Source organism: Curtobacterium sp. Csp1, from assembly GCF_013347185.1.
The window spans coordinates 2,461,681-2,486,998 of sequence record NZ_CP054594.1; the positions used below are offsets into that span (position 1 = coordinate 2,461,681).

General features: G+C 71.6%; 27 protein-coding genes and 1 pseudogene. 13 read left to right on the forward strand and 15 right to left on the reverse strand.

Features of this window, described 5'->3' with window-relative positions:
• Positions 1-84: 84 nt before the first annotated feature.
• The 3 genes from xylA to HUN58_RS11810 all read left to right on the forward strand — a co-directional run bounded on the left by xylA (position 85) and on the right by HUN58_RS11810 (position 3,679).
• Positions 85-1,272 (forward strand): xylose isomerase, encoded by a 1,188-nt coding sequence (gene xylA, locus HUN58_RS11800; protein ID WP_208745523.1) that lies wholly within the window; start codon positions 85-87, stop codon positions 1,270-1,272.
• A 56-nt stretch (positions 1,273-1,328) separates the two neighbouring features.
• Positions 1,329-2,657 carry an FGGY family carbohydrate kinase gene (locus HUN58_RS11805; RefSeq protein WP_254631468.1) on the forward strand — a complete coding sequence of 443 codons (1,329 nt, stop codon included), beginning with the start codon at positions 1,329-1,331 and terminating at the stop codon, positions 2,655-2,657.
• Between the two features lie 134 nt (positions 2,658-2,791).
• Positions 2,792-3,679, forward strand: coding sequence for an acetylxylan esterase (locus HUN58_RS11810; protein ID WP_208745732.1), 888 nt, complete (start codon positions 2,792-2,794; stop codon positions 3,677-3,679).
• 22 nt (positions 3,680-3,701) lie between these two features.
• Here the strand turns inward: HUN58_RS11810 and HUN58_RS11815 are convergent, their stop codons facing one another.
• The gene (locus tag HUN58_RS11815) at positions 3,702-4,274 is read right to left on the reverse strand and encodes a TetR/AcrR family transcriptional regulator (protein WP_180225627.1); all 573 of its coding nucleotides are present in this window, start codon (positions 4,272-4,274) and stop codon (positions 3,702-3,704) included.
• A gap of 119 nt (positions 4,275-4,393) precedes the next feature.
• On the reverse strand, positions 4,394-4,564 hold the full coding sequence (locus tag HUN58_RS11820; RefSeq protein WP_180225628.1) for a hypothetical protein: 171 nt from the start codon (positions 4,562-4,564) through the stop codon (positions 4,394-4,396).
• An 83-nt stretch (positions 4,565-4,647) separates the two neighbouring features.
• Here HUN58_RS11820 and HUN58_RS11825 point away from each other — a divergent pair, with 83 nt between their 5' ends.
• A complete protein-coding gene (locus tag HUN58_RS11825) occupies positions 4,648-5,046 on the forward strand; it encodes a hypothetical protein (protein WP_180225629.1) in 399 nt (132 codons plus the stop codon).
• Positions 5,047-5,074: 28 nt separating this feature from the next.
• Here the strand turns inward: HUN58_RS11825 and HUN58_RS11830 are convergent, their stop codons facing one another.
• Entirely contained in the window at positions 5,075-5,509 is a 435-nt protein-coding gene (locus HUN58_RS11830) for a VOC family protein (RefSeq protein ID WP_180225630.1), read from the reverse strand.
• 127 nt (positions 5,510-5,636) lie between these two features.
• On the opposite strand from HUN58_RS11830, the gene HUN58_RS11835 reads away from it, so the two are divergent.
• Positions 5,637-6,509, forward strand: a complete 873-nt coding sequence (locus tag HUN58_RS11835; RefSeq protein WP_180225631.1) for a hypothetical protein — start codon at positions 5,637-5,639, stop codon at positions 6,507-6,509.
• 22 nt (positions 6,510-6,531) lie between these two features.
• Here the strand turns inward: HUN58_RS11835 and HUN58_RS11840 are convergent, their stop codons facing one another.
• From HUN58_RS11840 to HUN58_RS11860, 5 genes and pseudogenes are all read right to left on the reverse strand, one after another.
• The gene (locus tag HUN58_RS11840; RefSeq protein WP_180225632.1) at positions 6,532-6,774 is read right to left on the reverse strand and encodes a hypothetical protein; all 243 of its coding nucleotides are present in this window, start codon (positions 6,772-6,774) and stop codon (positions 6,532-6,534) included.
• Positions 6,775-6,938: 164 nt separating this feature from the next.
• Positions 6,939-9,335, reverse strand: a complete 2,397-nt coding sequence (locus HUN58_RS11845; protein WP_180226052.1) for a beta-glucosidase — start codon at positions 9,333-9,335, stop codon at positions 6,939-6,941.
• An 88-nt stretch (positions 9,336-9,423) separates the two neighbouring features.
• Positions 9,424-10,141 (reverse strand): annotated as a pseudogene (locus HUN58_RS11850) (carbohydrate ABC transporter permease); the annotation flags it as partial.
• 76 nt (positions 10,142-10,217) lie between these two features.
• Positions 10,218-11,246, reverse strand: coding sequence for a carbohydrate ABC transporter permease (locus HUN58_RS11855; protein ID WP_114848864.1), 1,029 nt, complete (start codon positions 11,244-11,246; stop codon positions 10,218-10,220).
• A gap of 7 nt (positions 11,247-11,253) precedes the next feature.
• Complete coding sequence (locus HUN58_RS11860) at positions 11,254-12,549, reverse strand: ABC transporter substrate-binding protein (protein ID WP_180225633.1); 1,296 nt, start codon at positions 12,547-12,549, stop codon at positions 11,254-11,256.
• 156 nt (positions 12,550-12,705) lie between these two features.
• Here HUN58_RS11860 and HUN58_RS11865 point away from each other — a divergent pair, with 156 nt between their 5' ends.
• Entirely contained in the window at positions 12,706-13,743 is a 1,038-nt protein-coding gene (locus HUN58_RS11865; protein ID WP_175326994.1) for a LacI family DNA-binding transcriptional regulator, read from the forward strand.
• A gap of 152 nt (positions 13,744-13,895) precedes the next feature.
• Here HUN58_RS11865 and HUN58_RS11870 read toward each other — a convergent pair whose 3' ends face one another.
• Complete coding sequence (locus HUN58_RS11870) at positions 13,896-14,849, reverse strand: helix-turn-helix domain-containing protein (protein WP_208745524.1); 954 nt, start codon at positions 14,847-14,849, stop codon at positions 13,896-13,898.
• A gap of 95 nt (positions 14,850-14,944) precedes the next feature.
• On the opposite strand from HUN58_RS11870, the gene HUN58_RS11875 reads away from it, so the two are divergent.
• Both HUN58_RS11875 and HUN58_RS11880 read left to right on the forward strand, forming a co-directional pair.
• Complete coding sequence (locus HUN58_RS11875; protein ID WP_058743118.1) at positions 14,945-15,391, forward strand: MarR family winged helix-turn-helix transcriptional regulator; 447 nt, start codon at positions 14,945-14,947, stop codon at positions 15,389-15,391.
• Between the two features lie 160 nt (positions 15,392-15,551).
• Positions 15,552-15,707, forward strand: a complete 156-nt coding sequence (locus tag HUN58_RS11880) for a hypothetical protein (protein ID WP_167510011.1) — start codon at positions 15,552-15,554, stop codon at positions 15,705-15,707.
• Between the two features lie 100 nt (positions 15,708-15,807).
• On the opposite strand, the gene HUN58_RS11885 is transcribed toward HUN58_RS11880, so the two are convergent.
• The 6 genes from HUN58_RS11885 to HUN58_RS11905 all read right to left on the reverse strand — a co-directional run bounded on the left by HUN58_RS11885 (position 15,808) and on the right by HUN58_RS11905 (position 19,973).
• Entirely contained in the window at positions 15,808-16,656 is an 849-nt protein-coding gene (locus HUN58_RS11885) for a carbohydrate ABC transporter permease (protein ID WP_229666778.1), read from the reverse strand.
• Entirely contained in the window at positions 16,656-17,063 is a 408-nt protein-coding gene (locus tag HUN58_RS20270; RefSeq protein ID WP_217488522.1) for a carbohydrate ABC transporter permease, read from the reverse strand. Before HUN58_RS20270 ends, HUN58_RS11885 begins: the two co-directional genes overlap by 1 nt.
• Positions 17,063-17,578: a carbohydrate ABC transporter permease gene (locus HUN58_RS20275; protein ID WP_217488523.1), complete on the reverse strand. Its 516-nt coding sequence runs from the start codon at positions 17,576-17,578 to the stop codon at positions 17,063-17,065. The genes HUN58_RS20270 and HUN58_RS20275 overlap by 1 nt, the downstream gene beginning before the upstream one ends.
• Positions 17,575-18,567 (reverse strand): extracellular solute-binding protein, encoded by a 993-nt coding sequence (locus HUN58_RS11895; RefSeq protein ID WP_208745525.1) that lies wholly within the window; start codon positions 18,565-18,567, stop codon positions 17,575-17,577. Before HUN58_RS11895 ends, HUN58_RS20275 begins: the two co-directional genes overlap by 4 nt.
• On the reverse strand, positions 18,519-18,845 hold the full coding sequence (locus HUN58_RS11900; protein WP_208745526.1) for a hypothetical protein: 327 nt from the start codon (positions 18,843-18,845) through the stop codon (positions 18,519-18,521). Before HUN58_RS11900 ends, HUN58_RS11895 begins: the two co-directional genes overlap by 49 nt.
• Before the next feature lie 165 nt (positions 18,846-19,010).
• Positions 19,011-19,973 carry a LacI family DNA-binding transcriptional regulator gene (locus HUN58_RS11905; RefSeq protein WP_208745527.1) on the reverse strand — a complete coding sequence of 321 codons (963 nt, stop codon included), beginning with the start codon at positions 19,971-19,973 and terminating at the stop codon, positions 19,011-19,013.
• Between the two features lie 198 nt (positions 19,974-20,171).
• On the opposite strand from HUN58_RS11905, the gene HUN58_RS11910 reads away from it, so the two are divergent.
• From HUN58_RS11910 to HUN58_RS11930, 5 genes are read left to right on the forward strand one after another with little or no spacing between them, the layout of a single operon-like run.
• Positions 20,172-21,359 carry a sugar ABC transporter substrate-binding protein gene (locus HUN58_RS11910; RefSeq protein WP_208745528.1) on the forward strand — a complete coding sequence of 396 codons (1,188 nt, stop codon included), beginning with the start codon at positions 20,172-20,174 and terminating at the stop codon, positions 21,357-21,359.
• A 58-nt stretch (positions 21,360-21,417) separates the two neighbouring features.
• Entirely contained in the window at positions 21,418-22,365 is a 948-nt protein-coding gene (locus HUN58_RS11915) for a carbohydrate ABC transporter permease (protein WP_058743274.1), read from the forward strand.
• Positions 22,362-23,252, forward strand: coding sequence for a carbohydrate ABC transporter permease (locus HUN58_RS11920; protein ID WP_180225639.1), 891 nt, complete (start codon positions 22,362-22,364; stop codon positions 23,250-23,252). Before HUN58_RS11915 ends, HUN58_RS11920 begins: the two co-directional genes overlap by 4 nt.
• 43 nt (positions 23,253-23,295) lie before the next feature.
• Positions 23,296-24,090: a ThuA domain-containing protein gene (locus HUN58_RS11925; protein WP_058743272.1), complete on the forward strand. Its 795-nt coding sequence runs from the start codon at positions 23,296-23,298 to the stop codon at positions 24,088-24,090.
• Positions 24,087-25,196 carry a Gfo/Idh/MocA family protein gene (locus HUN58_RS11930; RefSeq protein WP_257222143.1) on the forward strand — a complete coding sequence of 370 codons (1,110 nt, stop codon included), beginning with the start codon at positions 24,087-24,089 and terminating at the stop codon, positions 25,194-25,196. Before HUN58_RS11925 ends, HUN58_RS11930 begins: the two co-directional genes overlap by 4 nt.
• Positions 25,197-25,318: the final 122 nt, after the last annotated feature.

Here is a 25,318-nt window from a genome sequence, read left to right on the forward strand (position 1 = left end):
TGCGATCCGGTGTTGCCAGGATCCACCCTACCGCTTATGTTGGGCGCGGCAACATTTTGTTTCGACGACGAACGGTGACCCACCATGGCAACGACGCCCACCCGTGACGACAAGTTCTCCTTCGGTCTCTGGACCATCGGCTACAACGGCTCCGACCCGTTCGGCGGCCCCACCCGTCCCGCGCTGGACGTGGTCGAGGCGGTCGAGAAGCTCGACGAGATCGGCGCCTACGGCCTGACCTTCCACGACGACGACCTGTTCGCGTTCGGTTCGACCGACGCCGAGCGCCAGGGCCAGATCGACCGCCTCACGGGCGCCCTCGAGTCGACCGGGATCATCGTGCCGATGGTCACGACGAACCTGTTCTCGGCCCCGGTGTTCAAGGACGGCACCTCGAACGACCGCCAGGTCCGCCGGTTCGCGCTCCGCAAGGTGCTCCGCAACATCGACCTGGCCGCCGAGCTCGGTGCGAAGACCTTCGTCATGTGGGGCGGCCGCGAGGGCTCGGAGTACGACTCCGCCAAGGACGTGCAGGCCGCGCTCGAGCGCTACCGCGAGGCCGTCAACCTGCTCGCCCAGTACGTCACGGACAAGGGCTACGACATCCGCTTCGCCATCGAGCCGAAGCCGAACGAGCCCCGCGGCGACATCCTCCTGCCGACCCTGGGCCACGCGATCGCCTTCACCGAGACGCTCGAGCGCCCGGAGCTGTTCGGCATCAACCCCGAGGTCGGCCACGAGCAGATGGCGGGCCTGAACTTCACGGCCGGCATCGCCCAGGCGCTGTACCAGGGCAAGCTCTTCCACATCGACCTGAACGGCCAGCGCGGCATCAAGTACGACCAGGACCTGGTGTTCGGCCACGGCGACCTGCAGAACGCGTTCTCGCTCGTCGACCTGCTCGAGCACGGCGCCCCGCAGGGCGGTCAGGCGTACGACGGCCCGCGGCACTTCGACTACAAGCCGTCGCGCACGGAGGACATCACGGGTGTCTGGGACTCCGCGAAGGCGAACATGCGCATGTACCTGCTCCTCAAGGAGCGCGCGCAGGCGTTCCGCGCCGACCCCGAGGTGCAGGAGGCCCTGTCCGCCGCGAAGGTCGACGAGCTGAGCACCCCGACGCTGCACAGCGGCGAGTCGTACGACGACTTCCTCGCCGACCGCTCGGCGTTCGAGGACTTCGACGCCGACGCGTACTTCGGCGGCAAGGGCTTCGGCTTCGTGCGCCTGCAGCAGCTCGCGATCGAGCACCTGATGGGCGCGCGGAATTGAAGGCAGACGCGCCAGCGGCTGCATTCCGCGCGCTGAGGCGGCCTGCCGCCGAAGGGGTGACCCTGGTCGCCGGGGTCGTCGTCCGGGAGGGGCGTGCGTCCCACCCGGACGGCACCTCCGTCGACCCCCGCCACTGGTGGGACGCGCTCGGCACCGCGATCGCGGACGCCGGTGGGTTCGACGACGTCGCCGCGGTCGCGGTCGCAGGACAGCAGCACGGCATGGTCGCACTGGACGCGGACGGTCGCGTGGTCCGCGACGCGCTCCTCTGGAACGACGTCCGCAGCGCCGACGCGGCCGCGCAGATGGTCGAGGAGCTCGGCCGACAGGCATGGGTCGCCCGGACGGGTCTGGTCCCGGTGGCCTCGTTCACCGGGACCAAGCTGCGCTGGCTGCGGGACGCGGAGCCCGAGAACGCGGCGCGGGTCGCCGCGGTCGCGCTCCCCCACGACTGGCTGTCGTGGCGGCTGCGCGGGTACGGCCCGGCGGACGAGAGTCCGCTCGGTCCGGACCTCGACGCGCTCGCGACCGACGGCTCCGACGCCAGCGGCACGGCGTACTGGGACCCGGTGCGCCGCGAGTACGACGCGGAGCTGTTCGCGGCCGCCCTCGGTCGTGGCCTCCGGGTCGCGGGTGGCGCAACCGCAGCCGCAGCCGGTGACGACGACGCGGTCGTGGTGCCGCGGGTGGTCGCACCGGACGAGGCGATGGGCACGCTGGGGTCCGACGTCGCGCTGCCGGGCGGCGCGACCGCCCGCGCCGGACTCGTGGTCGGCCCGGGACTCGGCGACAACGCCGGGGCCGCGCTCGGCCTCGGCCTCGGTCCCGGCGACGTCGCGGTGTCCCTCGGCACGAGCGGGACGGTCTTCGGGGTCACCGACACCGAGGTGACGGACCCGAGCGGGACCGTGGCGGGCTTCGCCGACGGGACCGGGTCGCGCCTCCCGATCGTGACGACGCTCAACGCGGCCCGCGTGCTCGAGGTGATCGGCGGGCTCCTCGCCGTCGACCACGACGGCCTCGGCGAGCTGGCGCTGCAGGCGCCGGCCGGCGCGGACGGGCTCGTGCTCGTGCCGTACTTCGTCGGCGAGCGCACCCCGAACCGACCGGACGCGACCGCCTCGCTGCTCGGGATGACCCCGGCGACCATGTGCGCCCTCGCCGACGGGCTCGCCGCGGTCGAGGGCACCGGCGTCACGGTGTCCCGACTGCTGCTCATCGGCGGGGCGGCGCGGAACGAGGCAGTCCGGGCCGTCGCCGCGCAGCCGGGCGAGTACGTGGCGTCCGGTGCCGCTCGACAGGCCGCGTGGGTGCTGACGGGGAGCCTACCGTCGTGGGAGGTCTCCGCCACGGTCGTCCCCGCGGACCCGCGCCCCGCGCGCTGACCCCGCCCGCGAGCGATCGATCCGATCGCGCACGGTGTAGGAAGACGTTCTGCGCGTCGGAGGTCGGAAGATTCGTCCTCCGACGCGCGGAACGACCCCCAACCCAATGCGCGGAACGCCATCCCACGCGCGGCCTGCCCCTCGACCAGCTCCGGGCGTACCGCCCCGAGGTGCGGCGTCCGGCCGACCTCGACGCCTTCTGGGCCGACACGATCGCCGCGGCCCGGACAGCCGGTGCCGGCACCGCGCCCGCCCTCGACGTGCAGGACCTGACGTTCCCCGGCTTCGGCGGCGACCCGGTCCGCGCCTGGGTCTCCCGCCCCGCGGGCACGGCCGACCAGGACCTGCCCGTCGTGGTCGAGTTCCTCGGGTACGGCGGTGGCCGCGGACTCCCCGGGGAACGCGTGTCGTGGGCGCTCGCGGGCTTCGTGCACGTCGTGATGGACACCCGCGGGCAGGGCAGTGGCTGGGGTTCCGGCGGGGACACCCCCGACCCGCACGGCTCCGTGCCGCACGTCGGCGGGTGGATGGCGAGCGGCGTCGACGCCCCGGCGAACCACTACTACCGCCGCGTGTTCACGGACGCGGTGCGGCTCGTCGAGGCGGTCCGCACGCTCCCCGGCGTCGACGTCGACCGGATTGCCCTCACCGGCGGCAGCCAGGGCGGCGGGATCAAGGACGTCGCGTTCCTGTGTGACTGGGAGCACGGCACGGCCGTCGCCGTCGGCGGCCCGTACCTCGAGCTCGCCACGCACCTGTCGGTCCACCGCGACGACGTCGACCGGGTGTGGGACACGGTGGCCTACTTCGACGGCGTGCACTTCGCCGAGCGCATCAGCGCGCCGGCGCTGTTCTCCGTGGCGCTGATGGACGACGTCGTGCCGCCGCGGACGACCTTCGCGGCGTACAACGCCCTGGGCTCGGCCGACCACGAGATCGCCGTGTACCCGTACAACGGGCACGAGGGCGGCGGCTTCCGGCACTGGGAGCGCCAGGTGGCGTTCCTGCGCGAGCGGCTCTAACGGGTCGCGCGTCCTGGGCGGTTCAGCGGCCGAGCAGCTGGGCGACCGCGTCCACGACGACCTGCCGGCGGCGCGCGGCCACCACGGCGGACACGGAGCCCGTCGCCTCGGCGGGCAGCGCGGTCCACACCCCGGCGAGCTGCTGCACGAGGGCCAGGAGCACCGCCGGCCGGAACGACCGCGGCAGGACTCCCGCGCGCTGCGCCCGCTCGACCTCGGCGACGCTGGACTCGTACCGCTCGACGAGCGCGGGGACCGGCGCGTCCGCACGCTCGAGGCGCTGCCAGGTCGCCAGGCGCGCGACCCACGGCCGCTCGACGACCGCGTCGTGCAGACGTCCGGCCCATGCGGGCAGGTCGTCCGTGTCGAGCGGGACGGCGTCGTGCAACCCGCCGAGCTCCTGCACGAGGAGCGCGTCGAAGAGCCCCTCCTTGCCCCCGAAGTAGTGGAAGACCTGCGCCTTGTTGCTGTCCGCCGCCGCGGCGAGGCGCTCGACGCGCGCCCCCGTCAGCCCGTGGGCGGCGAACTCGTCGCGGGCGGCGTCCAGGATGCGCGCGCGCATCGCGTCGGCGGCAGGGGGCGTGAAGCGGGCCATGCGACCACGGTACCGACCCGACGGACGGTCGCCGTCGCGACGTGGTGACCGGGCGACGCAACGGGAGGCCCGTGGCGGCGTCGCCACGGGCCTCCCGTCCGTCCTGCAGTTGCGTCCGCCTACTGGGCGTCCTCGTCCTCTTCGTGGTTGAAGTGCGAGTCGTCCCCGGCGAAGCCGGCGGCGACGCCCTCGGGGTGGTCGGGGATGGTCCCGTCCTCGCCGAGGCCGTCGGGCTTCGGCGTGCCCTCGGGGTCGTTCGTGGTGTCGCGGGGGTCGTGGGCGTCGGACATGGCCTGCTCCTTCGAGGGTCGTGAGGAACGTGACGGTACGCGCGCTCCACGGGAGTTCGACGGCGTGCTCGTAGGATGCGACCGTGACGGACGACCTGTGGCACCGGGACGGGCCGTGGGCGCCGCTGACCAGGGAACGGGCCGGCAGGAGCGCGGCGGGGTGGGTCGGCGTGCTGGTGGCCTTCGTGTGGACGACGGTGTACCTCGCCGTCGCCGCGGCGGAGCCCGGCCTCGGCCCGGAGGACCTCGCGCCCGCCGCCCGCGAGCAGATCGCGATCGGTCTGGTGCTGGCGACCGCGCTCCCGGTCGCCGTCGTCGTGACCCTGCTCGGCGTGCGGGGCGTCCGCCGTGGTGCCGTGCGCGGTCGGGCGATCGGCTGGTTCGCACTCCTGCTCGGCGGGGTCGCCCTGTTGCCGGCGCTCGTCGTGTCGGCGCTCGGTGCCCTCGCGAGCTTGCTCGCGACGGGTGTGCACGTCTCCTGAAGGCGGGCTCGTCAGTCGACCGGACCCGTCAACCGGCCGGCCTCGCCCGTCGGCCGAGGGACGACTGGAAGCGGACGAGCCACCCGTCGGGATCGGCGACGACGAACTGCTCGACCCCGGTCTCCTCGTCGTCGACGCGGTACCACCGGTGTTCCACCGGCATGAACAGCGCGATGCCGGCGTCGGTCAGGCGGGCCGCGAGCGCTCTGGCGTCGGGGACGGCGACCTGCAGGTTCAGACCGCGGCCGAACGGGCGTTCGAGGGGGCCGGCGAGCCAGTTGCGCCCGACGCCGACCTGCTCGAGCAGCAGGTGCGCCGAGCCGAGGGCGATGGCCGCGAAGCGCTCCTCGGGGCGGGCGTACCGGACGACGAAGCCGCAGCGGTCCCGCCAGAACGCCAGGCTGCGGTCGAGGTCGGTGACCAGGAGTTCGGGCACCAGGGCGGGGTCGGGATCGAGCGGCACCCGGCCATCGTCCCACCGGGGCGTGTCGTGGTCTCGTCCGGTGGACGGCACGGCGTGGGTGCGGTTTGATCGTGATGTTCGAACTGCACCGAGCGGCGCCGGGGGCGCCGTGTCCGGAGGGGGACCGATGTCAGCAGGGAACGACACGACGGAACGACGGTCGTGGTGGCGGCGGCACCGTGCGTGGGTGATCCCGGCCGCACTCGTCCCGGTGTCGTACCTTGTGCTCGTCGTCGCCGGAAGCAGCCTCGGCGCCCTCGGGAACGACTCCGACCATGTCGGCTGGTCGCTGCTCGGGCTCCTGGTGCTGCTCTGCGCGATGGTCGCACCGATCGTCTTCCTGGTGATCGCACTCCGCAACGGGTACCGCGCGTTCCGATCGTGGCGACGTCGGCACGGGCACTTCACCAAGCGGGAAGCGATCGTCCGGCAGCACGAGGACGCCCACGCCGCCGGATGGCAGCACGCGCGCTGGCTCCGGTCGGTCCTGGAGCAGCGAGAGCTCCCACCCGAGGTCGAGGTGTGGGGCGTCGTGCCGTGGGCGGGCGAGCACTTCTTCCTCGCGGGGCCGCTCCAGTACTCGCGGTACTACGGCACGGACGTCGTGTACGGCCAGTCGTCGGTCGTCGCCTTCGGCCGTCCGGCCTGGGTCGCCGGAGCGGTCATCGGGAACGCGATCGGCAACTCGGTCGCCCGGTCCCGTGCACGGTCCGCGGCGGTGACGCAGTGGCGGGAGCACCAGCAGGCCGAGGTCCTGGTGAGCAACGAGCGCATCGTGTGCAACGTCGTCGGCCGGGGCTGGTTGAGCTTCCCCTTCACTGCGGTGACGGCGGTGTACCCGGACCCCGAGCACTTCAACGTCGTCCTCGAGTTCGGCGACACGTCTCCACTGTCCCTCACCGGCCCGATGGCACCCGCGGTGAGCACCCTCTCGGTCATGCTGACGCACGGACACGAGGCGCTCCGCACCCACCCCGCGCTCGAGCCGCTGCGCCGCTGATCCCGAGCGGGGTCTCCCCCGGTCAGCGCTGCTGTCGGCGCAGCTCCCGCAGGACCTGCCAGGCGGCGAGCGCCACCGAGACGACCGCGATCCCGACGAAGACCCAGACGAGCGGCCAGCCGACCGCGGGCCCGCTCGTGCAGACACTGGCGCCGCCGGGGATCGCGTCCGCGCAGCTGGTCGCCTGGAAGGCCACGCCGAAGAACAGGGCGACGAGGACGGCCCCGACCGCGAAGGCCACCCACCCGACCACACGCCCCGCCATGCGTCGACCGTACGCGCCAGGGCGCACGGTTGGCGGCACCACGGAGACCGGGCAGGCCGAGACTCGGCCAGGCGGGCACGTTCGCGGCCGTGGGGCCGCGAACGTGTCCGCAGAGCCGAGTCTCGCGCGGGCGCACCGCGCGGTGCGCGAGCGCACCCGCGCCCTCAGACGAGCGACCAGGTGACCGTCCGCCGGTCGGCGAGCGACACCTCGTGCACCGCACCGGTCACGCGCACGACCGCACGGTCCGTGGCGGACCCGGGCACCTCGTGCCGGACCGGACCGTCCCCGGAGGCGACGATCCCACCCGTCGGCACCGGGCCTCCCGGCCGGGACGCCGCCGCGTCGGACGCGACCCAGACCTGCACGTCCCCCGGCTCGACGACCTTCCGCATCGCCCGGTCCGTGAACGCGAACCGCTGCACCGGCACGTCGAAGCGCACCCGCACCGACCCGCCGGCGGGGAGCGCGACCCGGGCGTAGCCGAGCAGCTGGGCGACCGGACGGGTGACCGACGCGGCGACGTCGTGCCCGTAGAGCTGCACGACCTCGATCCCGTCCCGGTCCCCCGTGTTCCTGATCGTGACGGACGCCGTGAACGCGCCGTCGGTGGCGACGGCGTCGTCGACCTGCAGGTCCTCGTACGCGATGCTCGTGTACGTCAGGCCGAAGCCGAAGGGCCGCACGGGCGTCGAGTCGGTCGCGGTGACGTCCGACGGGCCCCCGAGCCGCGGGTGCAGGTACGAGTACGGCTGCGCACCGGCGGACCGGGGCAGCGAGACCGGCAGACGACCGGACGGCGACGCAGTCCCGGTCAGCAGGTCGGCGATCGCGAGGCCGCCGCCCTCCCCCGGGAAGAACGCCTGCACGACGGCGGACGGCTTCGCGTGGTCGCCGTCGAGCATCCAGCCGATCGCGTACGGCCGGCCGGTCAGCAGCACCACGACGGTCGGGGTGCCGGTCGCGACGACGGCCTCGACCAGCTCGCGCTGCACGCCCGGCAGGTCGAGCGTCTCGGAGTCGTTGCCCTCGCCGACGGTGCCGCGGCCGAACAGGCCCGCCTGGTCACCGACGACGACGACCGCGACCGCCGCGTCGCGTGCCGTGGCGACGGCCTCGGCGAAGCCGGAGCGGTCGTCGCCCTCGACCTCGGCGCCGGAGGCGTACCGCACGGCGTCGGCCCCGAGGGCGTCCTGCAGGGCCTCGAGCACGGTCGGGATCGCGAACCCGAGCGGCAGGCCCGGGTGCGTCGCGAGCACGTGGTTCGCGAACGAGTAGCAGCCCTGCAGGGCCTCGGCACGGTGGGCGTTCGGGCCGATCACCGCGACCGGGCCCCGCAGGTCTGCGCCCGCCGCGGCGCCGTCGGCCGCGGCGCCGTCGGCCGCGGCGCCGTCGACCGCGGTGCCGGAGGCCGCGTCGCCGAGCGGGAGCACGCCGTCGTTCGCGAGCAGGACGAGCGACTCCGCCGCGAGCCGACGGGCGAGCGCCCGGTGCTCCGGCGAGTCGAGGTCGATGCCCGTCGGGGGCTCGTCCTCGAAGGCATCGGGGTCGAGCAGTCCGAGCCGCTCCTTCTGTCGGAGGACCCGCAGCACCGCACGGTCGACGAGCGCCTCGTCGACGAGCCCGCTCCGGACCCGCTCGACGAGGGGCGCGAGGTACGCGTCACCCGTCGGCAGCTCGACGTCGATGCCCGCGGTGAGCGCGAGTGCGGCCGCCTCGCCGCGGTCCCGGGCGACGCCGTGCATCACCTCGAGGAACGCGACCGAGAAGTAGTCCGCGACGACCGTCCCGTCGAAGCCGAGCCGGTCGCGCAGGAGCCCGGTCAGGAGCTCGGGGTCGGCCGCCACGGGCACGCCGTCGACCTCGGCGTACGAGTTCATGACGCTGCGGGCGCCTCCGTCGAGGAGCGCCATCTCGAACGGCGGCAGGAACACGTCCGCCACCTCACGCGGTCCGGCGTGCACGGGCGCGTGGTTGCGTCCGGCACGCGAGGCCGAGTAGCCGAGGAAGTGCTTGAGCGTCGCATCGACGCCGGCGCTCTGCACCCCGCGCACGTACGCGGTGCCGACGGTGCCGACCAGGTACGGGTCCTCGCCGATGCACTCGTCGACGCGGCCCCACCGGGGGTCCCGCACGACGTCGAGCACGGGCGCGAGGCCCTGGTGCACCCCGAGTTCGCGCATCGACCGGCCGATCACCGCGCCGACCTGCTCGACGAGCTCCGGGTTGAACGCGGCACCCCACGCGAGCGGCGTCGGGAAGGTCGCGGCGCGCCACGCGGCGAGCCCGGTGAGGCACTCCTCGTGCACGAGCGCCGGGATGCCGAGGCGCGTCTCGCGCTTGAGCCGACGCTGCTCCGCCCACAACCAGGCCGCGCGCTCGTCGGGCTCGACGGGGCGGGTGCCGTACACGCGGGTGTACTGCCCGAGCCCGTGCCGGGTCACGTCGGCGAGCGTCTCGCCGCCCTGCGCGGCCGCCATCTCGCCCTGCATCGGCGCGACGACACCGTTCTGGTCGAGCCAGTAGCCGACGAGCTGCGCCGTCTTCTCCTCGAGCGTCATCGCGGGCGCGTGGCGGCGCCGCCACGCGCCTGGCGTCCGTCCGTCGGCTGGCGTCCGTCCGTCGGGTGCGTGGACGTGTCGAGCGTCGTCACCCCTTCACCGCCCCGGTCAGGCCACCGACGATGCGGCGCTGGAAGATCGCGAAGAACACGAGTGCGGGGATCATCGAGAGCGAGGTGAACGCGAGCACGCGCGCGGTGTCCACCGAGTACTGCGACGAGAACGCCTGGACCCCGAGGGGCAGCGTGTACGCCGACGAGTCGTTGAGGATGAACAGCGGCAGGATGTAGCTGTTCCAGCTGCCGATGAACGCGAGGATGCCGACCGTCACGACGCCGGGCAGGGACAGCGGCACGACCATGCGGAAGAAGAACCCGAGCCGGCTCGCCCCGTCGATCGCGGCGGCCTCCTCGAGCTCGTCCGGGATCGCCCGCAGGAACGGCACGAGGATGATGACCGTCGTCGGCAGGGCGAACGCGATCTGCGGCAGGATCACGCCGGCCAAGCTGTTCGTCAGACCGAGGTCCTTGACGAGCAGGTACAGCGGGGTGATCGCGACGGTGATCGGGAACATCAGGCCGGCGGCGAACAGCGAGTACAGCGCACCGCGACCGCGGAACCGGTACCGGGCGAGCACGAAGCTCACCATGAGCCCGAGGACGACGACACCGACCGTGGTGGTGACGCCGGCGACGACGGAGTTGCCACGGGTTCGGCAGGCCGGCGGGGCTCGCGGTGATCTGCGAGTTCGTGCGGAAGCCGCCCAGGATGATGTACGCGACCGGCGCGATGCACACCGCGATGAGAGGTTGCGTTCCTTGCGGACCGGACCGTGGTCACGGGACCGGCGGCGGTTCGGCGCGACGATGGAGGCGGTGGCGGTCATCGGTCGCCCTTCTCGGTCAGGGCGCCGGCGGTGTCGCGGCGCAGGACGAACCGCTGGTAGACGAGGGCGACGACCAGCGAGATGAGGAAGATGACCACGGCCACGGCGTTGCCGTACCCGTAGTTGCCGGAGAGCCGACCGTTGGCGACCATGTACGTCGCCATCGTCGAGGTCCCGGCGGTGGCAGCGATGTACTGACCCCAGATGATGTAGACGAGGTCGAACAGCTGGAGCGAGCCGATGATCGACAGGAACGCCCAGATCCGGATGGTCGGGCCGAGGAGCGGGAGCGTGATGCGCCGCTGGATCTGCCAGTAGCTCGCACCGTCGAGCTGCGCGGCCTCGAACAGCTCCTCCGGGATGCTCTGCAGGCCGGCGAGGAACAGGATGACCGCGAAGCCGATGTACTTCCACGAGATGATCGCGAGCAGCGTCCAGATGGCGATGTCCGGGTTCGACAGCCAGTCGTTCCGCAGTGACCCGAGCCCGACGGCCTGGAGCAGGTCGTTCACGGCGCCGCTGGACTGGAGCATGAGGCTCCAGCCGGTGCCGACGATCACCTCGGAGATGACGTACGGCACGAAGATGAGCACGCGGATCAGGCCGCGCCCGCGGATGCGCTGGTTGAGCAGCAGCGCGAGGATGATCGCGATCGGCCCCTGCACGACGAGCGACCCGACGACGATGAACAGGTTGTGCCAGAGCACGCCCCGGAAGTCCGGGTCGGTGAAGATGATGGTGTAGTTCTGCAGGCCGACGAAGTCGGTCGGGGTGCCGTACCCCTGCCACTTGTAGAAGCCGTAGTACGCGGCCAGCACGACGGGCAGGATCACGAACCCGACGAACATCAGGGTGGCCGGTCCGGCGAGGACGGCGATCTCGACCCGGGTGCGGACGTCGTTGCCCTTGCGGGCCCGGCGGGCCGGGGCCGACGGCGAACCGTCGGCCCCGCCCGTGCGACGCCCCGTCCCGGACCGCGCTGCCCCGGACTGGTCCGTGGAGCGACTGGTGACGGAGGTGGTCATGGGTTCGTCAGCCCTTCGCTGCTGCCTGATTGACGGTCGAGACGATGTCCGACACGGACCCCTTGCCGGCGAGCAGGTCGACGACGCTCGTGTTGAGGGCGTTGCCGACGTTCTGGCCGTAGACGGTGTCGAGGTAGTTCGAGACGAACGGTGCCTTGTTGTACGCCTCGAGCACGCTCTTCAGGTAGGGCTCCGTCACGACCGACTGGGCCGACTTGTTCGCGGGGATCGCGTTGAAGGCCTTGTAGTAGGCCTCCTGCACGGGCTTCTCGGTCATGTAGTTGAGGAAGTCGGTGCAGGCCTTCTTCGGGGCCTTCGCCGAGCAGGAGTAGCCGTCGACGGCGCCCATCATCGAGCCGGGTGCGCCCTTGCCGCCGGAGACCTCCGGGAAGGGGAAGAAGCCGAGGTCGGACAGCGGCTTGCCGTCCGGGGTGAGCGAGGAGATCACACCCGGGTCCCACGCGCCCATGAGCTCCATGGCCGCCTTGTGGTTCGCGACGAGACCGGCCGAGCTGCCGGCGCCCTGCTGTGCGGCGGTGGTCAGGTAGCCGTCGTTGAAGGGCTTCGTGTCGAAGAAGGCCTTGGTGTCGTCACCGGCCTGCTTCCAGCACGAGTTCGTGAACTTCAGGTCCTGCGCGGTCTTGTTGAGGACGCTCTCAGGGCAGGCCCGGAGCGCGAAGTTGTAGTACCAGTGCGCGGCCGGCCAGGCGTCCTTCGCACCCACGGCGACCGGCTGGATGCCCGCGTCCTTGAGCTTCTGGATGTCGGCGTTCAGCTCCTCCATCGTGGTGGGGGTGCCCTCGATGCCGGCCTGCTTGAAGAGGTCCTGGCTGTACCAGATGCCCTCGGGGTTGACGTCGACCGGCATGGCCCACGTCTTGCCGTCCTGCTGGTAGCCCTTGAACGAGCCCTCGCTGATCTCGGACTTCGCGGTGGAACCGATCGAGTCGGAGATGTCGAGCAGCTGGCCCGCGTTGACCATCGCCGCCATCTTGCCGCCGCCGCGCTGCAGGAACACGTCCGGGGCCGAACCGGAGTTCAGGGCGGTCTGCAGCTTGCCGTCGAGGTCCTCGTTCTGGATGGCCTGGACCTTGATCGTGACGTTCGGGTTCTTCGCCTCGAAGTCCTTGACGGTCTGGTCCCAGAAGGCCTTGCCCGGACCGGTCGTCGAGTTGTGCCAGAAGGTCATGGTGACCTTGCCGCCGTCGCTGGAGGCATCGCTGCCCGCTGAGCAGCCTGCCGCTGTGAGAGCGGTCGCCCCGATCAGCGCGATGGCTGCCGCGGCACGGATCTTCCTCGTCATCGTGGAACTCCTCGGTGTCGTCGTTGACGTGCGGCAGCGGATGCCGCTGCGGAGAGCGTGCCAGGCATCGAGCAGGCTTGTCAATCGTTATCGATAACGTTTTCTTTATCTGGCTCACGAGCCGTGCCGGGTCCTGAGCGGTTGTACGGTGAGCACATGCAGACGGCCCTCGACACCCCGCCCGGACCGGGCCGGGTCACGATCGCGGACGTCGCGCGGGCTGCCGGGGTGTCCATCCCGACGGTGTCGAAGGTGATCAACAACCGGGACGGCGTGGCTGCGGCGACGATCGTGCGCGTGCAGGAGGTCGTCGAGCGACTCGGGTACGAGACCTCGCTCGTCGCGCGGAGCCTGCGGAGCACCCGGACGAACGTGATCGGCATCCTGGTCACCGAGTTCGAGCCGTTCTCGACCGAGCTGCTGCGCGGCATCTCCGCGGCGACGACGGGCACCGGGTACGAGCTGCTCGCCTACGCCGGCCTGCTCACCGGGTCGAGCCGACCGGGCTGGGAGCGGCGGTCGCTGTCCCGCCTGTCCGGCACCCTCATCGACGGCGCGATCGTTGTCACCCCGTCCGAGGCGATGTCCGCCGCGTCGATCCCGGTCGTCGCGATCGACCCGCACACGGGACCCGAGGGCCACGCCACCGTCGACACCGACAACGCCGCCGGCGCCCGCGAGGCCGTCGAGCACCTCCTGGCGCTCGGGCACACCCGAATCGCGCACCTGCAGGGTCGCGGCGACCTGGCGTCGTCCCAGCTCCGTGACGCGGGCTTCCGCGCGGCGATGGCCGCGGCGGGCGTCCCGGTGGACGAGCACCTCGTCCGCCCCGGCGACTACCAGGAGGAGCGCTCCGCCGCGGTCGCGCACGAGCTCCTGACCCTGCCGGACCGGCCGACCGCGGTCTTCGCGGCGAACGACTCGTCGGCGATCGGCGTGCTGCACGCGGCCGAGGCGCTGGGGCTCCGCGTCCCCGAGGACCTGTCGGTGGTCGGCTTCGACGACGTGCCGCAGGCGTCGACGACCACGCCGCCGCTGACCACCGTCGCCCAGCCGCTGGTCGACCTCGGCGCGAGCGCGGTGTCGATGCTGCTCGCGATGCTCCGCGGCGAGCCGACGACCGACCACGTGCGGCTCCGCACGACGCTGCGCGTCCGCAGCAGCACGGCGGCGCCGCCGGCCGCGCGCGGCTGACGCGGCGCGGGCGCCGCAGGTGCCTCGAACCGCCCCGTGCGCTCCGTGCGCTCCGCACAACCGGAAGCACGCCGCACCACGCGAGACCACGGCGCGGTGTGCTTCCGGTTGTGCGCGGGCACACCGCACCACGCAGGCGGCGGCGCCGCGCGTCAGCGCCGGAGCGTCTGCTTCGGGTACTCGCCGAACCGCTCGGCGTACGACGCCGAGAACCGCCCGAGGTGCGCGAAGCCCCACCGCCGCGCGATGTCCCCCACGGCACCGGCGTGCGGCCCGGCCTCGAGCAGCTCCTCGTGCACGTGGTCGAGCCGGACCTGGCGCAGGTACGTCAGCGGCGACACGTCGAAGACCCGGCGGAAGGACTCCTGCACGGACCGGACGCTCAGGCCGGCGGCGTCGGACAGGTCCGTGATGCTGACGTCCTCGGCCGCGTGCGCGTGGATGTACTCCACCGCGGCGCGCAGCCGGGCGTTCCGGGTCTCCGCCAGGACGTCGGGCAGGTCGTCGGTCTGCGGGGGGAACATGTCGAGGAAGACCTCGGCGGCCGACACCTTGGCGTCCTGCCACGCGTCCGACTCCGGTCCGCCGACACGCAGCGCCCGGGACAGCGCCGTGAGCGCCCCCTGCCACCGCTGCCCGATCGACGCCTCGGGCGAGCGGAACCCGTCGAAGCGCAGCCCCTGCTCGCCGACCTCGCCACGGGTGGCCGCGACCCGACGCACGAAGTCGCGGTCGAAGTGCACGAGCCGCTGGTCGTAGTCGGCGCTCGTGAACCAGAACTCCTCGTCCGCGGGGAACAGCACGGGGACGTCCCGCTCCATCGGCCAGCGCTCCCCGCGGACCTCGACCTCGCCGGTGCCGGCGCTGATCCACGTGACGACGTAGTCGCCGCCGCCCTGCACGACGCCGCGGATCTCGCCGTGCATCTGGGACCGGCGGATCGTCACCTCGCTGTCGCCGATCGCGGTGTACCGGTAGGCGAACCGGCCGCCGGACGCGCTCGCGCTCCACCGGTCGCCGGCGTAGATGCCTCCGAGGTCGCGGACGGCGTGGTCGCTCCGGGTGCCGGAGACCTCGAACCGCCACGGTTCCCTCCGACTGTCCACATGGCGCGGTACATCTCGTTATCTGGATACGCTTCCGGGGTAGGGGCGGCGTAACGTCGCCCGGGACCACGACGCGACGAGGGGGCGACCACCACGTGAGCGAGATCGACCTGACCGCCGCCCTGACCCGGCTCGAAGCCGCGATGGGCGCACTGCGCGGACGACTCCGTGAACGCCTGTCGGTCTCCGGCTCGGACCTGACCGTGCTGCAGTTCGTCGCTCGCGCGGAGGCCGCGGAGCGGAAGGTCCGCGTGAAGGACCTGGTCTCGCACCTCGGCCTGACGAGCCCCGCGGTGACGGGCACGATCGACCGCCTGGAGCGGGCCGGGCACCTGTGCCGCGTCCCGAACCCCGACGACGGCCGCAGCCGGTTCATCGAGCTCACCCCGGAGACCCAGCGCGCCTACGCGTCCGCCATGGACAGCACCAACGAGCATCTGCACGAGCTGTTGTCCTCCTTCTCGGAACGCGACCGGGTCAAGTACGTGCGGGTGATCAACCGCGTGATCGAGGCGCTCGAGTACGGCGCTCCGACCCCCTGACGCAGGCTACGGGCGCGCGAGGACACTGCTCGAACATTTGTCCAACAAGCGCAACTAGGTAACTTCCCGACCTATCTTGCCGGACGTGACGGCCGCACGTCCGTAGCGTCCTCCGTGGGAGCCCCCGATCGGGGGCAACACAGGGAGACGGGGAGGCACCATGGGCGCGTACCAGTCCGAGCCGGGCATCGACCCGGTGCGCATCGAGACGTTCCGTCGCATGCGCAAGCGTTGGAAGTACGGGGAACTGCAGGACAGCAACGGCCTGTACGCCGACTTCTTCACCGACACCGCTCGGGACCCGCGGCGCGGCTGACCGCGCGGCGTACGGTCGCCCAGGGCGACCGGCAGACGGACGGGAGGCCCGTGGCTCGACAGCCACGGGCCTCCCGTCCGTCTCCTGGGCACGCCCGGCATCAGCCCTTCACGGCACCCGAGGTGAGCCCCGACACGATGGACCGGCGGAACACCAGCACGAGGATGACGATCGGGATCGTCGCCGCCACGCTCGCCGCGAAGATCTGCGCGAACGGCACCGTGAACTGGGTGCCGAAGAGCGCGATGCCGACCGGGATCGTGCGGAACGAGTTCTCGCTGTTGAACGTCAGCGCCATCAGGAACTCGCTCCACGACGCGGTGAACGTGAACACGCCGACCGTGAAGAGCCCCGGCTTCGACATCGGCAGGATCACCGACAGCACCGTGCGCCAGGCTCCGGCGCCGTCGATCTCGGAGGCCTCCTCGATCGTCGAGGGGATGCCCTGCAGGTAGTTCCGCATGATCCAGATGGCGAACGGCAGGTTGAACGCCACGTACGGCACGATCAGCCCCGGGTACGAGTTGAGCAGCCCGAGGTTCCGCTCGAGCAGGTACAGCGGCGTCAGCACCGCGATCGCCGGGAACACCGACAGCATCAGCAGCGACGTCATGATCGCCGTCCGCCCCGCGATCCACCGGCCGGCGAGCGCGTACCCGGCGAGGAACGACAGCGCGAGGACGATCACCGTCGTCGAGACCGACACGACGACGCTGTTCACCATGTACTGCCCGAGCGCGTTGTCCCGGAACGCCGTGACGAAGTTGTCGAACGTCAGGGAGCGCGGCCAGACCGTCGGCGGCGACTGCGCGATCTCGGACGACGGCTTGAGGGACGTCGAGACGAGCCAGTACAGCGGCAGTGCGGTGAGCACCGCGATGACGACGCCGCTGACGTTGATCGTGTTGACCCACCGCCGCCAGCCCTTGCGCACACGTGTCCGGGGCATCAGTCGTCCCCTCCCTTCGCCTGGTTCCGGAACGCCCGGAGGAACAGCAGGCACCCCGCCGCGACGATGACCGCCGTGCTCGTCGCGATGGCCGCGCCCGGTCCGATGTTGATGTCCTGGAAGAGCACCTTGTAGCCCATGATCGCGAGCGACTGGGTCGCGGTGCCCGGGCCGCCGTTCGTCAGCACGAACGGCAGGTCGAAGACGCCGAACGCCTGCAGGACGCGGAAGAGCACCGCGATCGTCAGCGTCGGCGTGAGCTGCGGGAGCACCACGCGCCAGAACGTCTGCCACCCGTTCGCGCCGTCGAGCTCTGCCGCCTCGTAGTGGTCCTCGGAGATCTGCACGAGCCCCGCGAGCAGGATGATCGCGACGAACGGCGTCGTCTTCCAGATGTCGGCGACCATCAGGCCGGTGATCGCGGGGACCGGTTCGCCGAGGATGACCGGGGCGTCCCCGAACAGCCCGAAGAACCACGTCGCGACGCCGTACGTCGAGTCGACGGGACGAGCATCAGCGCGAGCATCCACCCGCGGGTGACCCCGAGCCGCTCGAGGACGAGCGCGACGAGCATGCCGAGGACGAGCTCGACCGAGACGGTCACGAGCGTGTACAGCACCGTGAAGCCGAGCGCCCGGTACCAGTCGGCGCTCTGCAGCAGGGCCGCGTAGTTGCCGAGCCCGAAGCCCTGGATGCTGAAGCCGTCGTAGCCGATCTCGACGTCCGCGAAGCTCAGGACGATCGAGTACACGACCGGGAAGATCGTCACCGCGGCGACCACGAGGAGCGCCGGGGCCGCGAAGCCCCACGCCCCGCGCGCCCGGATGCGCTCCATGCGCGACCGGGCCGGGGTCCGGCGGTACCCGTCCGGTCCGGCGCCCGGGGTCCGTGCGGCGGGCCGGGTGGCGGTCCCGGCGCTCACAGCGCCTCCCCCGACAGGGCGAGCGAGATCGCCGAGGCCATCGCCCGGGTGCCGCCGTCCACCGACGCCTGGCCCCCGAGGATGCTGTTGCCGTTCTGGTAGACGCCCTGCGAGACCTTCGGGTAGTACGCGGTCGACGTCGGGCGGGGCACGAGCGTGATGCCGGCGGCCGTGTCGTACGTCGGCCGGTTCTGGCGCTTCGCGTCCTCGCTGACCAGGCTCGCACTGCGGGCCGGCAGGACACCGCCCTCGCGGGTGAGGAACTGCTGCGCGGTCTCGCTCGACATCCACCGGGCGAAGGTCAGCGCGGCGGCGGGCTGCTGGGTGTGCGGGTTGATGGAGTTCCCCCACCCGCCGATCGTCGAGTGGTGCTCGTCCGTGCCGTCGAACGTCGGTCGGGCGGCGAGCCCGACCTTGCCCGCGACGGCCGAGTCCGGCCCGTTCGCGATCCCCCACGCGTACGACCAGTTCCGCAGGAAGGCCGCCCGTCCACCCGAGAAGGCGTCGTTCGTGTCCTGCTCCTGGTAGGTCAGGGTCGCCCGGGGTGCGGCGCCGTCGGCGATGAGCGAGCGCATGAACTCGAAGGCGCGCTTGGTCTCCGAGCTCGTGGTCTCCGGCCGGGTCAGGTCGTCGTTCAGGAGCGAGCCGCCGGCGTCCGCGACGAACTCGGTCACGTTGCACGTCAGCCCCTCGTACACGTCGCCCTGGAACGCCAGGCCGTAGCTGACGTCACCGGTGTCGACGAGCTTCGCGGCGGTGTCCTTGACCTCCTCCCACGACCGGGGCACCTGGAAGCCGTGCTTGTCGAGCAGGTCCTGGCGGTACAGGAAGAACGACTCGTCGATGTAGAGCGGGAACATGTAGTACGTCCCGTCGACGCTCGCCGCCTGCCGCAGTCCCTCGGGGAACTGCTCGAAGAAGTCCGCCCCGACGAGCTCGTTCACGGGCGTCGCGAGCTTGTTCTTCGCGAACTGTCCCGGCCAGGCCACGTCGCCGAGGTCCGGTTCGTGTCGGTGTCGCTCGGTGCGCTGACGATCCGGACGCGGATGTTCGGGTGCTCCCGCCGGAACTCCGCGATGAGCCGCCGTCGCAGGTCGCCGCCGTCCTTCGAGGCGACCTGTCCGGCCCACCAGCTGATCGTGACGTCACCGTCCGGTGGGTCCGTCGGCCAGTCCTGGACGGTGGTGCGCTCGGGTCGCGTGGAGCAGCCGGCGAGCAGCAGCACCCCCGCTCCCCCGAGCAGGAACAGTCTCCGGTCGATGGCCATCCGTCCTCCTCGACGTGTGGTGCTGCGAACCTGTGAGTCCACACAACCAAGCGTCCCTGGGAGGGCGTGCAGGCGGTGCCGTCGTCGCGCTCGGCGCACGTCCGCGCGCGGCCGGCACGGACGGACGGGAGGCACGTGGCGGCGCCGCCACGTGCCTCCCGTCCGTCAGGCGGTCGCGCCGGTGGGGGCCGCGGCCACCGACTCCGCGGGGCGGAGCACGCAGGGCAGCAGGAAGTGCGGTTTGCCCTCGCTCGCGCCGTCGAGCTGGTCGATCAGGGCGTCCGCCGCACGCTCGCCGAGCTCGCGACCCGGGGCGACCATCGTCGTCAGGCGGGGGTGGTGCTGGTCGCCCGCCGCGACGAGGAGCCCGGCGGACGAGTCGTCCTTCATGACGAGCACGCCCGAGACCTCCGGGTCGGCGTCGAGCAGTGCGCGGGCCGCCTCGCGTCCGCCCTCGCTGCCGGCTCCGGCGTAGACCACGGTCCCGACGGCGCCGCGGGCCGCGACGGACCGTCGGAAGGTGTCCTCGACACGCAGGTGCGGGGCGTACCCGGCCATCGGCGTGCCCTCGAGGTTCTCGAGCACGAGCCCGAACCGGCGGTGGCCGAGGCCCTGCAGGTGGTCGAGGGAGTCCTCGATGGTGGTCTCGAAGTCGATGTCGACGAACGGCAGGTCGCTGCTGTCCCGGGTCCGGCCGATCAGCGTGAAGGGCACGTCGAGCTCGCTGAGCTTCCGGACGCGCGGGTCGTCCATCCGCACCTCCATGAGCACGACCCCGTCGACGAGCCCGCCCGACACGAGGTCGTCGAGGTCCTCGCCAGCGGGGTCGACCGGCCAGAGCACCAGGTGGTAGCCGCGCTGGGACGCCCGCTCGGCGGCGCTCATGAAGAACTCCGACGTCGTCGGGCTGAACCGGTTGCCGACGGTCGGGAACAGCAGCGCGATGATCCGGGTCCGCCGGCTCGCGAGCGCCCGTGCCACGAGGTTGCCGCGGAACTTCAGCTCGCGCATCGCCGCCTCGACCCGGGCGGTGGTCGCCGGCGTGACGTACTTCGTGCCGTTGACGACGAAGGACACCGTCGCGATCGAGACGCCGGCGCGGTCGGCGACCTGCTGCATCGTGGCCATGGCGCCTCCGGGTCGGGTCGTGCTGTCTCGTCAGCCTGCTGTCTGGTCAGCATAGACCCGCCGATTCCCGAAAAAAGCGCTTTACAGGCAAAGCGCTTTGCTGTTACGTTCTCGCCCCAAGGACCACCGCGACGACGACGTCGATGGAGCCGTCGCCGGGCGTCCCCTCATGCATCCGCCCAAGAGAAGAGCTACGCAATGAAGCACCGGTTCCACTCCTCGTCCCGCCGGATCCGCGCCCTCGTCGGCGCGGTCGCCGTGGTCGCCACGGTCCCCCTCGTCCTGTCCGGCTGCTCCGGCTCCGGGTCCGCCTCGTCCGGCGGCGGCTCCAAGACCCTCACGATCGAGGACTACTACGCCGCCAACTACGACACCATCTACCAGCAGTGCGCGAAGACCGTCGGCGCCCAGGTGAAGATCAACCACGTCGCCGGCGCCGGCCTCATCTCGAAGGTGCTGCAGCAGGCGTCGTCGCGGACGCTGCCCGACGTGCTCATGCTCGACAACCCGGACGTGCAGCAGATCGCCGCGTCCGGCGCCCTGTCCGACCTCGGCGACACGTACGAGGGCAAGCTCTACGGTCTGCAGCCCGTCACGAACTCGATCGCGCTGTACTACAACAAGAAGCTCCTGTCGGACGCCGGGGTGCAGCCCCCGAAGACGTGGGACGAGCTCAAGGCCGCCGCGAAGAAGCTCACGAGCGGGTCGACGTACGGCTTCGCGATGAGCAACATCAACACCTACGAGGGCACCTGGCAGTTCCTGCCGTTCTTCTGGTCGAACGGCGGTGACGAGAAGGACATCGCGACGCCCGAGGCGGAACAGGCCCTGCAGCTCGTCGAGGACCTGCAGAACGACGGCTCGATGTCGAAGAGCTCGATCAACTGGGCGCAGGCCGACGTGAACAACCAGTTCATCGCCGGCAAGGCCGCGATGATGATCAACGGCCCGTGGCAGCTGCCGGCGCTGAAGGAAGCGAAGAACCTGGAGTTCGACAGCGTCCCGATCCCGACCCGCACCGGCTCGGCGACCGTCGCCCCGCTCGGCGGCGAGGCCTTCACCGTCCCGCAGACCGGCGACGAGGAGAAGATGCAGCTCGCCGGCAAGTTCGTCGGCTGCCTGAACAGCGACAAGATGCAGAACGTCATCGCGGGCGTCACCGGCAACGTGCCGACGAACACCGAGGTCGGCGCCGCGTGGGCGAAGGACCACCAGGACGTCGCGTCCTTCGTGACCACGGTGCAGACCGCTCGGGCCCGCACCGGCGAGCTCGGCCCGGACTGGCCCAAGGCCGCCACGAAGATCTACACCGCCGTGCAGCTCGCGCTGACCGGGAAGGCCGACCCCGAGCAGGCGCTCGAGCAGGCGCAGTCACAGAACCAGTAGCGGATCCGGGGAGCCGGTCCCCCTACCGGCTCCCCGTCCTCGACGCAAAGGACCTGACATGAGCGCCTCGACCCAGCTCCGTTCGCGAGCGACGTCCCCGGCCCCCGTACGACCCGGACAGCGCCGCGCGCGGCTCCGTTCCGGCCTGACCCGATGGCTGTTCGTCATCCCGGCCGCCGTCTTCGTGGCCCTGTTCTTCGGCTACCCGGTGGTCAAGAACGTCGTGATGTCGTTCCAGGACTACACGACCAAGACCTTCTTCACCGGCGAGGCCCCGTGGGTGGGCTTCGGCAACTACGTCTCGGTGTTCACGAGCGCCGTCTTCACGACGAGCGTCGTCAACACCGCCCTCTTCACTGCGGGGTCGATCGTCCTGCAGTTCGTCCTCGGGCTCGGGCTCGCGCTGTTCTTCCGGCGGCACTTCCCGCTGTCCGGGTTCCTGCGCGGCCTGCTGCTGCTGCCGTGGCTGCTCCCCCTGATCGCCTCGAGCGCGGTGTGGAAGTGGCTGCTCGACCAGGACAGCGGCGCGCTGAACCAGCTGCTCGGGGTCGTCGGCATCGGGCCGGTGCCGTGGCTGGTCAGCCCGAGCCTCGCGCTCATCGCGGTGATCGGCGTCAACGTCTGGCTCGGCATCCCGTTCAACACGACGATCCTGTACAGCGGTCTGCAGTCCGTGCCGCCGGAGCTCTACGAGGCCGGCGCGCTCGACGGCGCCACCGGGTTCAAGGCCTTCTGGTACATCACCTGGCCGAGCATCCGGTCGGTGGTCAGCGTGGTGATCGTGCTCGGGGTCGTCTACACGCTGAAGGTCGTGGACATCATCCTCGGCCTGACCGGCGGCGGACCCGCGAACTCGACGCAGACGCTCGCCACGAACGCGTACCACCAGTCGTTCATCAACTTCCAGTTCGGCATCGGAGCCGCGGTGAGCAACGTGCTCATCGTCGTCTCGTTCGTCTTCGCGATGGTCTACATCGCGATCTCCAGGAAGGCGGTCGACGAATGAGCGTCGGACTCGCAGGCAGGACCGTCACGGCGACCCGTGCGATCACCACGGCACGGAGCACCCGGGCCCGCCGACCCCGTTCGAGCCGCAAGGGGATCCCGTTCACGATCCTCGGCATCGTGTTCCTCGCGATCATGATCTTCCCCGTCTACTGGATGGTGAACACGTCGCTGCAGGCCACGTCCGGTGCCGCCACCGCGACCTGGTTCCCCTGGAACCCGACGTTCGCCGGCTACCAGGCGGCGTTCGCCCAGCAGGGGCAGAACTTCGTCTCGAGCATGATCATCGGCCTCGGCACCGTCGTGCTGACGCTCGTCATCGCCACCCCGGCGGCCTACGGACTCGCACGCTTCCGGATGCGCGGCACGAAGGCGTTCCTGCTCGTGCTGCTCATCACGCAGATGATCCCCGGGATCGTGATCGCGAACGCGCTCTACGCGCTGTTCAACAACGTCGGACTGCTCAACAGCTACCTCGGACTGATCCTGGCGGACAGCGCCGTGCAGGTCCCCTTCGCGGTGCTGCTCATGCGCGCGTTCATGGAGTCGATCCCGCCGAGCCTGGTCGAGGCCGCGCTCGTCGACGGCGCGAACGACCTGCGGGCCTTCGTGTCGATCGTCCTGCCGATCAGCCGGAACGCGATCGTCACCGCGGCGCTCTTCACGTTCCTCGGCGCCTGGGGCGACTTCCTCATCGCGCTCACCCTGACGTCGACCGACGCCGTCCGACCGATCACGCTCGGCATCTACAACTACATCGGCTCGAACGTGACCGACTGGGGGCCGGTGATGGCGACGTCTGTGCTGGCCTCGCTGCCGGCCGCGGTCCTGCTCATCGTCGCCCAGCGCTACATCTCCGCCGGTGCGCTCGGCGGTGCCGTCAAATGACGACGGCCCGCTCCGCGCTCCCACAGCCAGGAAGGCACACACCATGACCACCACCCCCCTCCGCGTCACCGTCTGGGGCGAGAACGTCCACGAACAGGTCGAGCAACACGTCGCCGAGCGCTACCCCGAGGGCATGCACGGGGCGATCGCCGCGGGCATCCGCGAGCACCTGCCCGAGGCCGTGGTCCGCACCGCGACCATGCAGGAGCCCGAGCACGGCCTGACCGACGCCGTGCTCGCCGAGACCGACGTCCTCACCTGGTGGGGGCACGCCGCCCACGCGGACGTCGACGACGCCGTCGTGGACCGGGTGCACAAGCACGTCCTGTCCGGCATGGGGCTCGTCGTCCTGCACTCCGGCCACTGGTCGAAGATCTTCGGCAAGCTCATGGGCACGACCTGCACGCTCCGGTGGCGCAGCGAGCACGACCAGGAGCTCGTCTGGACCGTGAACCCGCAGCACCCCATCACCCGCGGCGTCCCGAACCCGATCGTCATCCCCGAGCAGGAGATGTACGGCGAGTACTTCGACGTCCCGACCCCCGACGAGCTGATCTTCATCTCGGGGTTCACCGGCGGCGAGGTCTTCCGGAGCGGCATGACCTACCGCCGCGGCCTCGGGAAGATCTTCTACTTCTCGCCTGGTGACCAGGACTTCCCCGTGTACCACCACCCCGACGTCCGTCGCGTGGTCGCGAACGGCGCGGAGTGGGCCCGGCCGGACCGGGAGCGCGAGCTGCCGACGCTCCGCCGCTACGACCTGGGCGAGTACTTCGACGGCCAGCACTACCGGGGCCCGTTCGACGACGCACCGGCCGACGAAGAGGTCCCGGCGTGACCGCCCCGCTGCGGGTCGTGCAGGTCGGCGCCGGCGGGATGGGCCGCGCGTGGCTCGCCACCGTCGCCGCCGACCCCGACGTCGAGCTCGTCGGCGTCGTCGACCTCGACCTCGACGCCGCACGCACCGGGGCCGACCTGGCCGGCGCCCCGTCGATCCCGGTCGGCCGGGACCTCACGGCGCTCCTCGCGGAGACCGGTGCCGAGGCCGTCCTCGACATCACCGTGCCGGTCGCCCACCACCAGGTCACGATGGACGCCCTGCACGCCGGTCTGCCGGTCCTCGGCGAGAAGCCCGCCGCCCAGACCGTCGCCGAGGCCCTGTCCCTCGCCGCCGCGGCCGAGGTCACCGGGCAGCTGTTCATGGTGTCCCAGTCCCGCCGCTACAACGACCAGCTCGTCGCCTTCCGGCAGCACGTCCGCGCGCTCGGCGGGGTCGGGAGCCTGAACACCCGGTTCGCGAGGGCACCGCGCTTCGGCGGCTTCCGCGAAGAGATGGACGACGTCCTGCTCCTCGACATGGCGATCCACGCGTTCGACTCCGCCCGCTACGTGCTCGAACGCGAGCCGGTGTCGGTGTACTGCGAGTCGTGGAACCCGTCGTGGTCCTGGTACCGCGGGCACGCGAACGCCGCCGCGGTGTTCACGTTCGAGGACGACGTCCGCTACGTCTACGACGGTTCGTGGTGCGCGCCGGGCGACGAGACGTCCTGGAACGGCGACTGGCGGGCCACCGGCGCGACCGGCTCGGCCGCCTGGGACGGCGACCACGACCCGTCGAGCGTCGTCGACGGCGGAGCGGGGTCGCCCGAGCCCGCCGCCGGGGTCGGGACGGAGATCGCGGGAGCGCTCGCCTCGTTCGTCCGCGCGGTCCGGTCCGGACACCGTCCCGACGGCGAGGTGCACCGCAACGTGATGAGCCTGGTGATGGTCGACGCGGCGATCGCGTCGGCGCGCTCCGGGCAGCGCGTGGTCGTCGACGAGGTGCTCGAGCAGGCGCACGCGACAGCCCTCGAGACCGAGCGGGACGAGGCGGTCCGGGAGCGGCTCGCCGCGTGGGGTCCGGTCCGGCAGGCGCTCGCGACCGACAGCGGCGCGCTCGCCTGACCCGCCCCACGCGACCACCCCACGGACGGGAGGCGCGGTGCCGGCCGGCACCGCGCCTCCCGTCCGTCCGTGGTCGCGGCGCACCCGCCCACCCGCGCTCGCGCTGCCGGATCCACGGATGC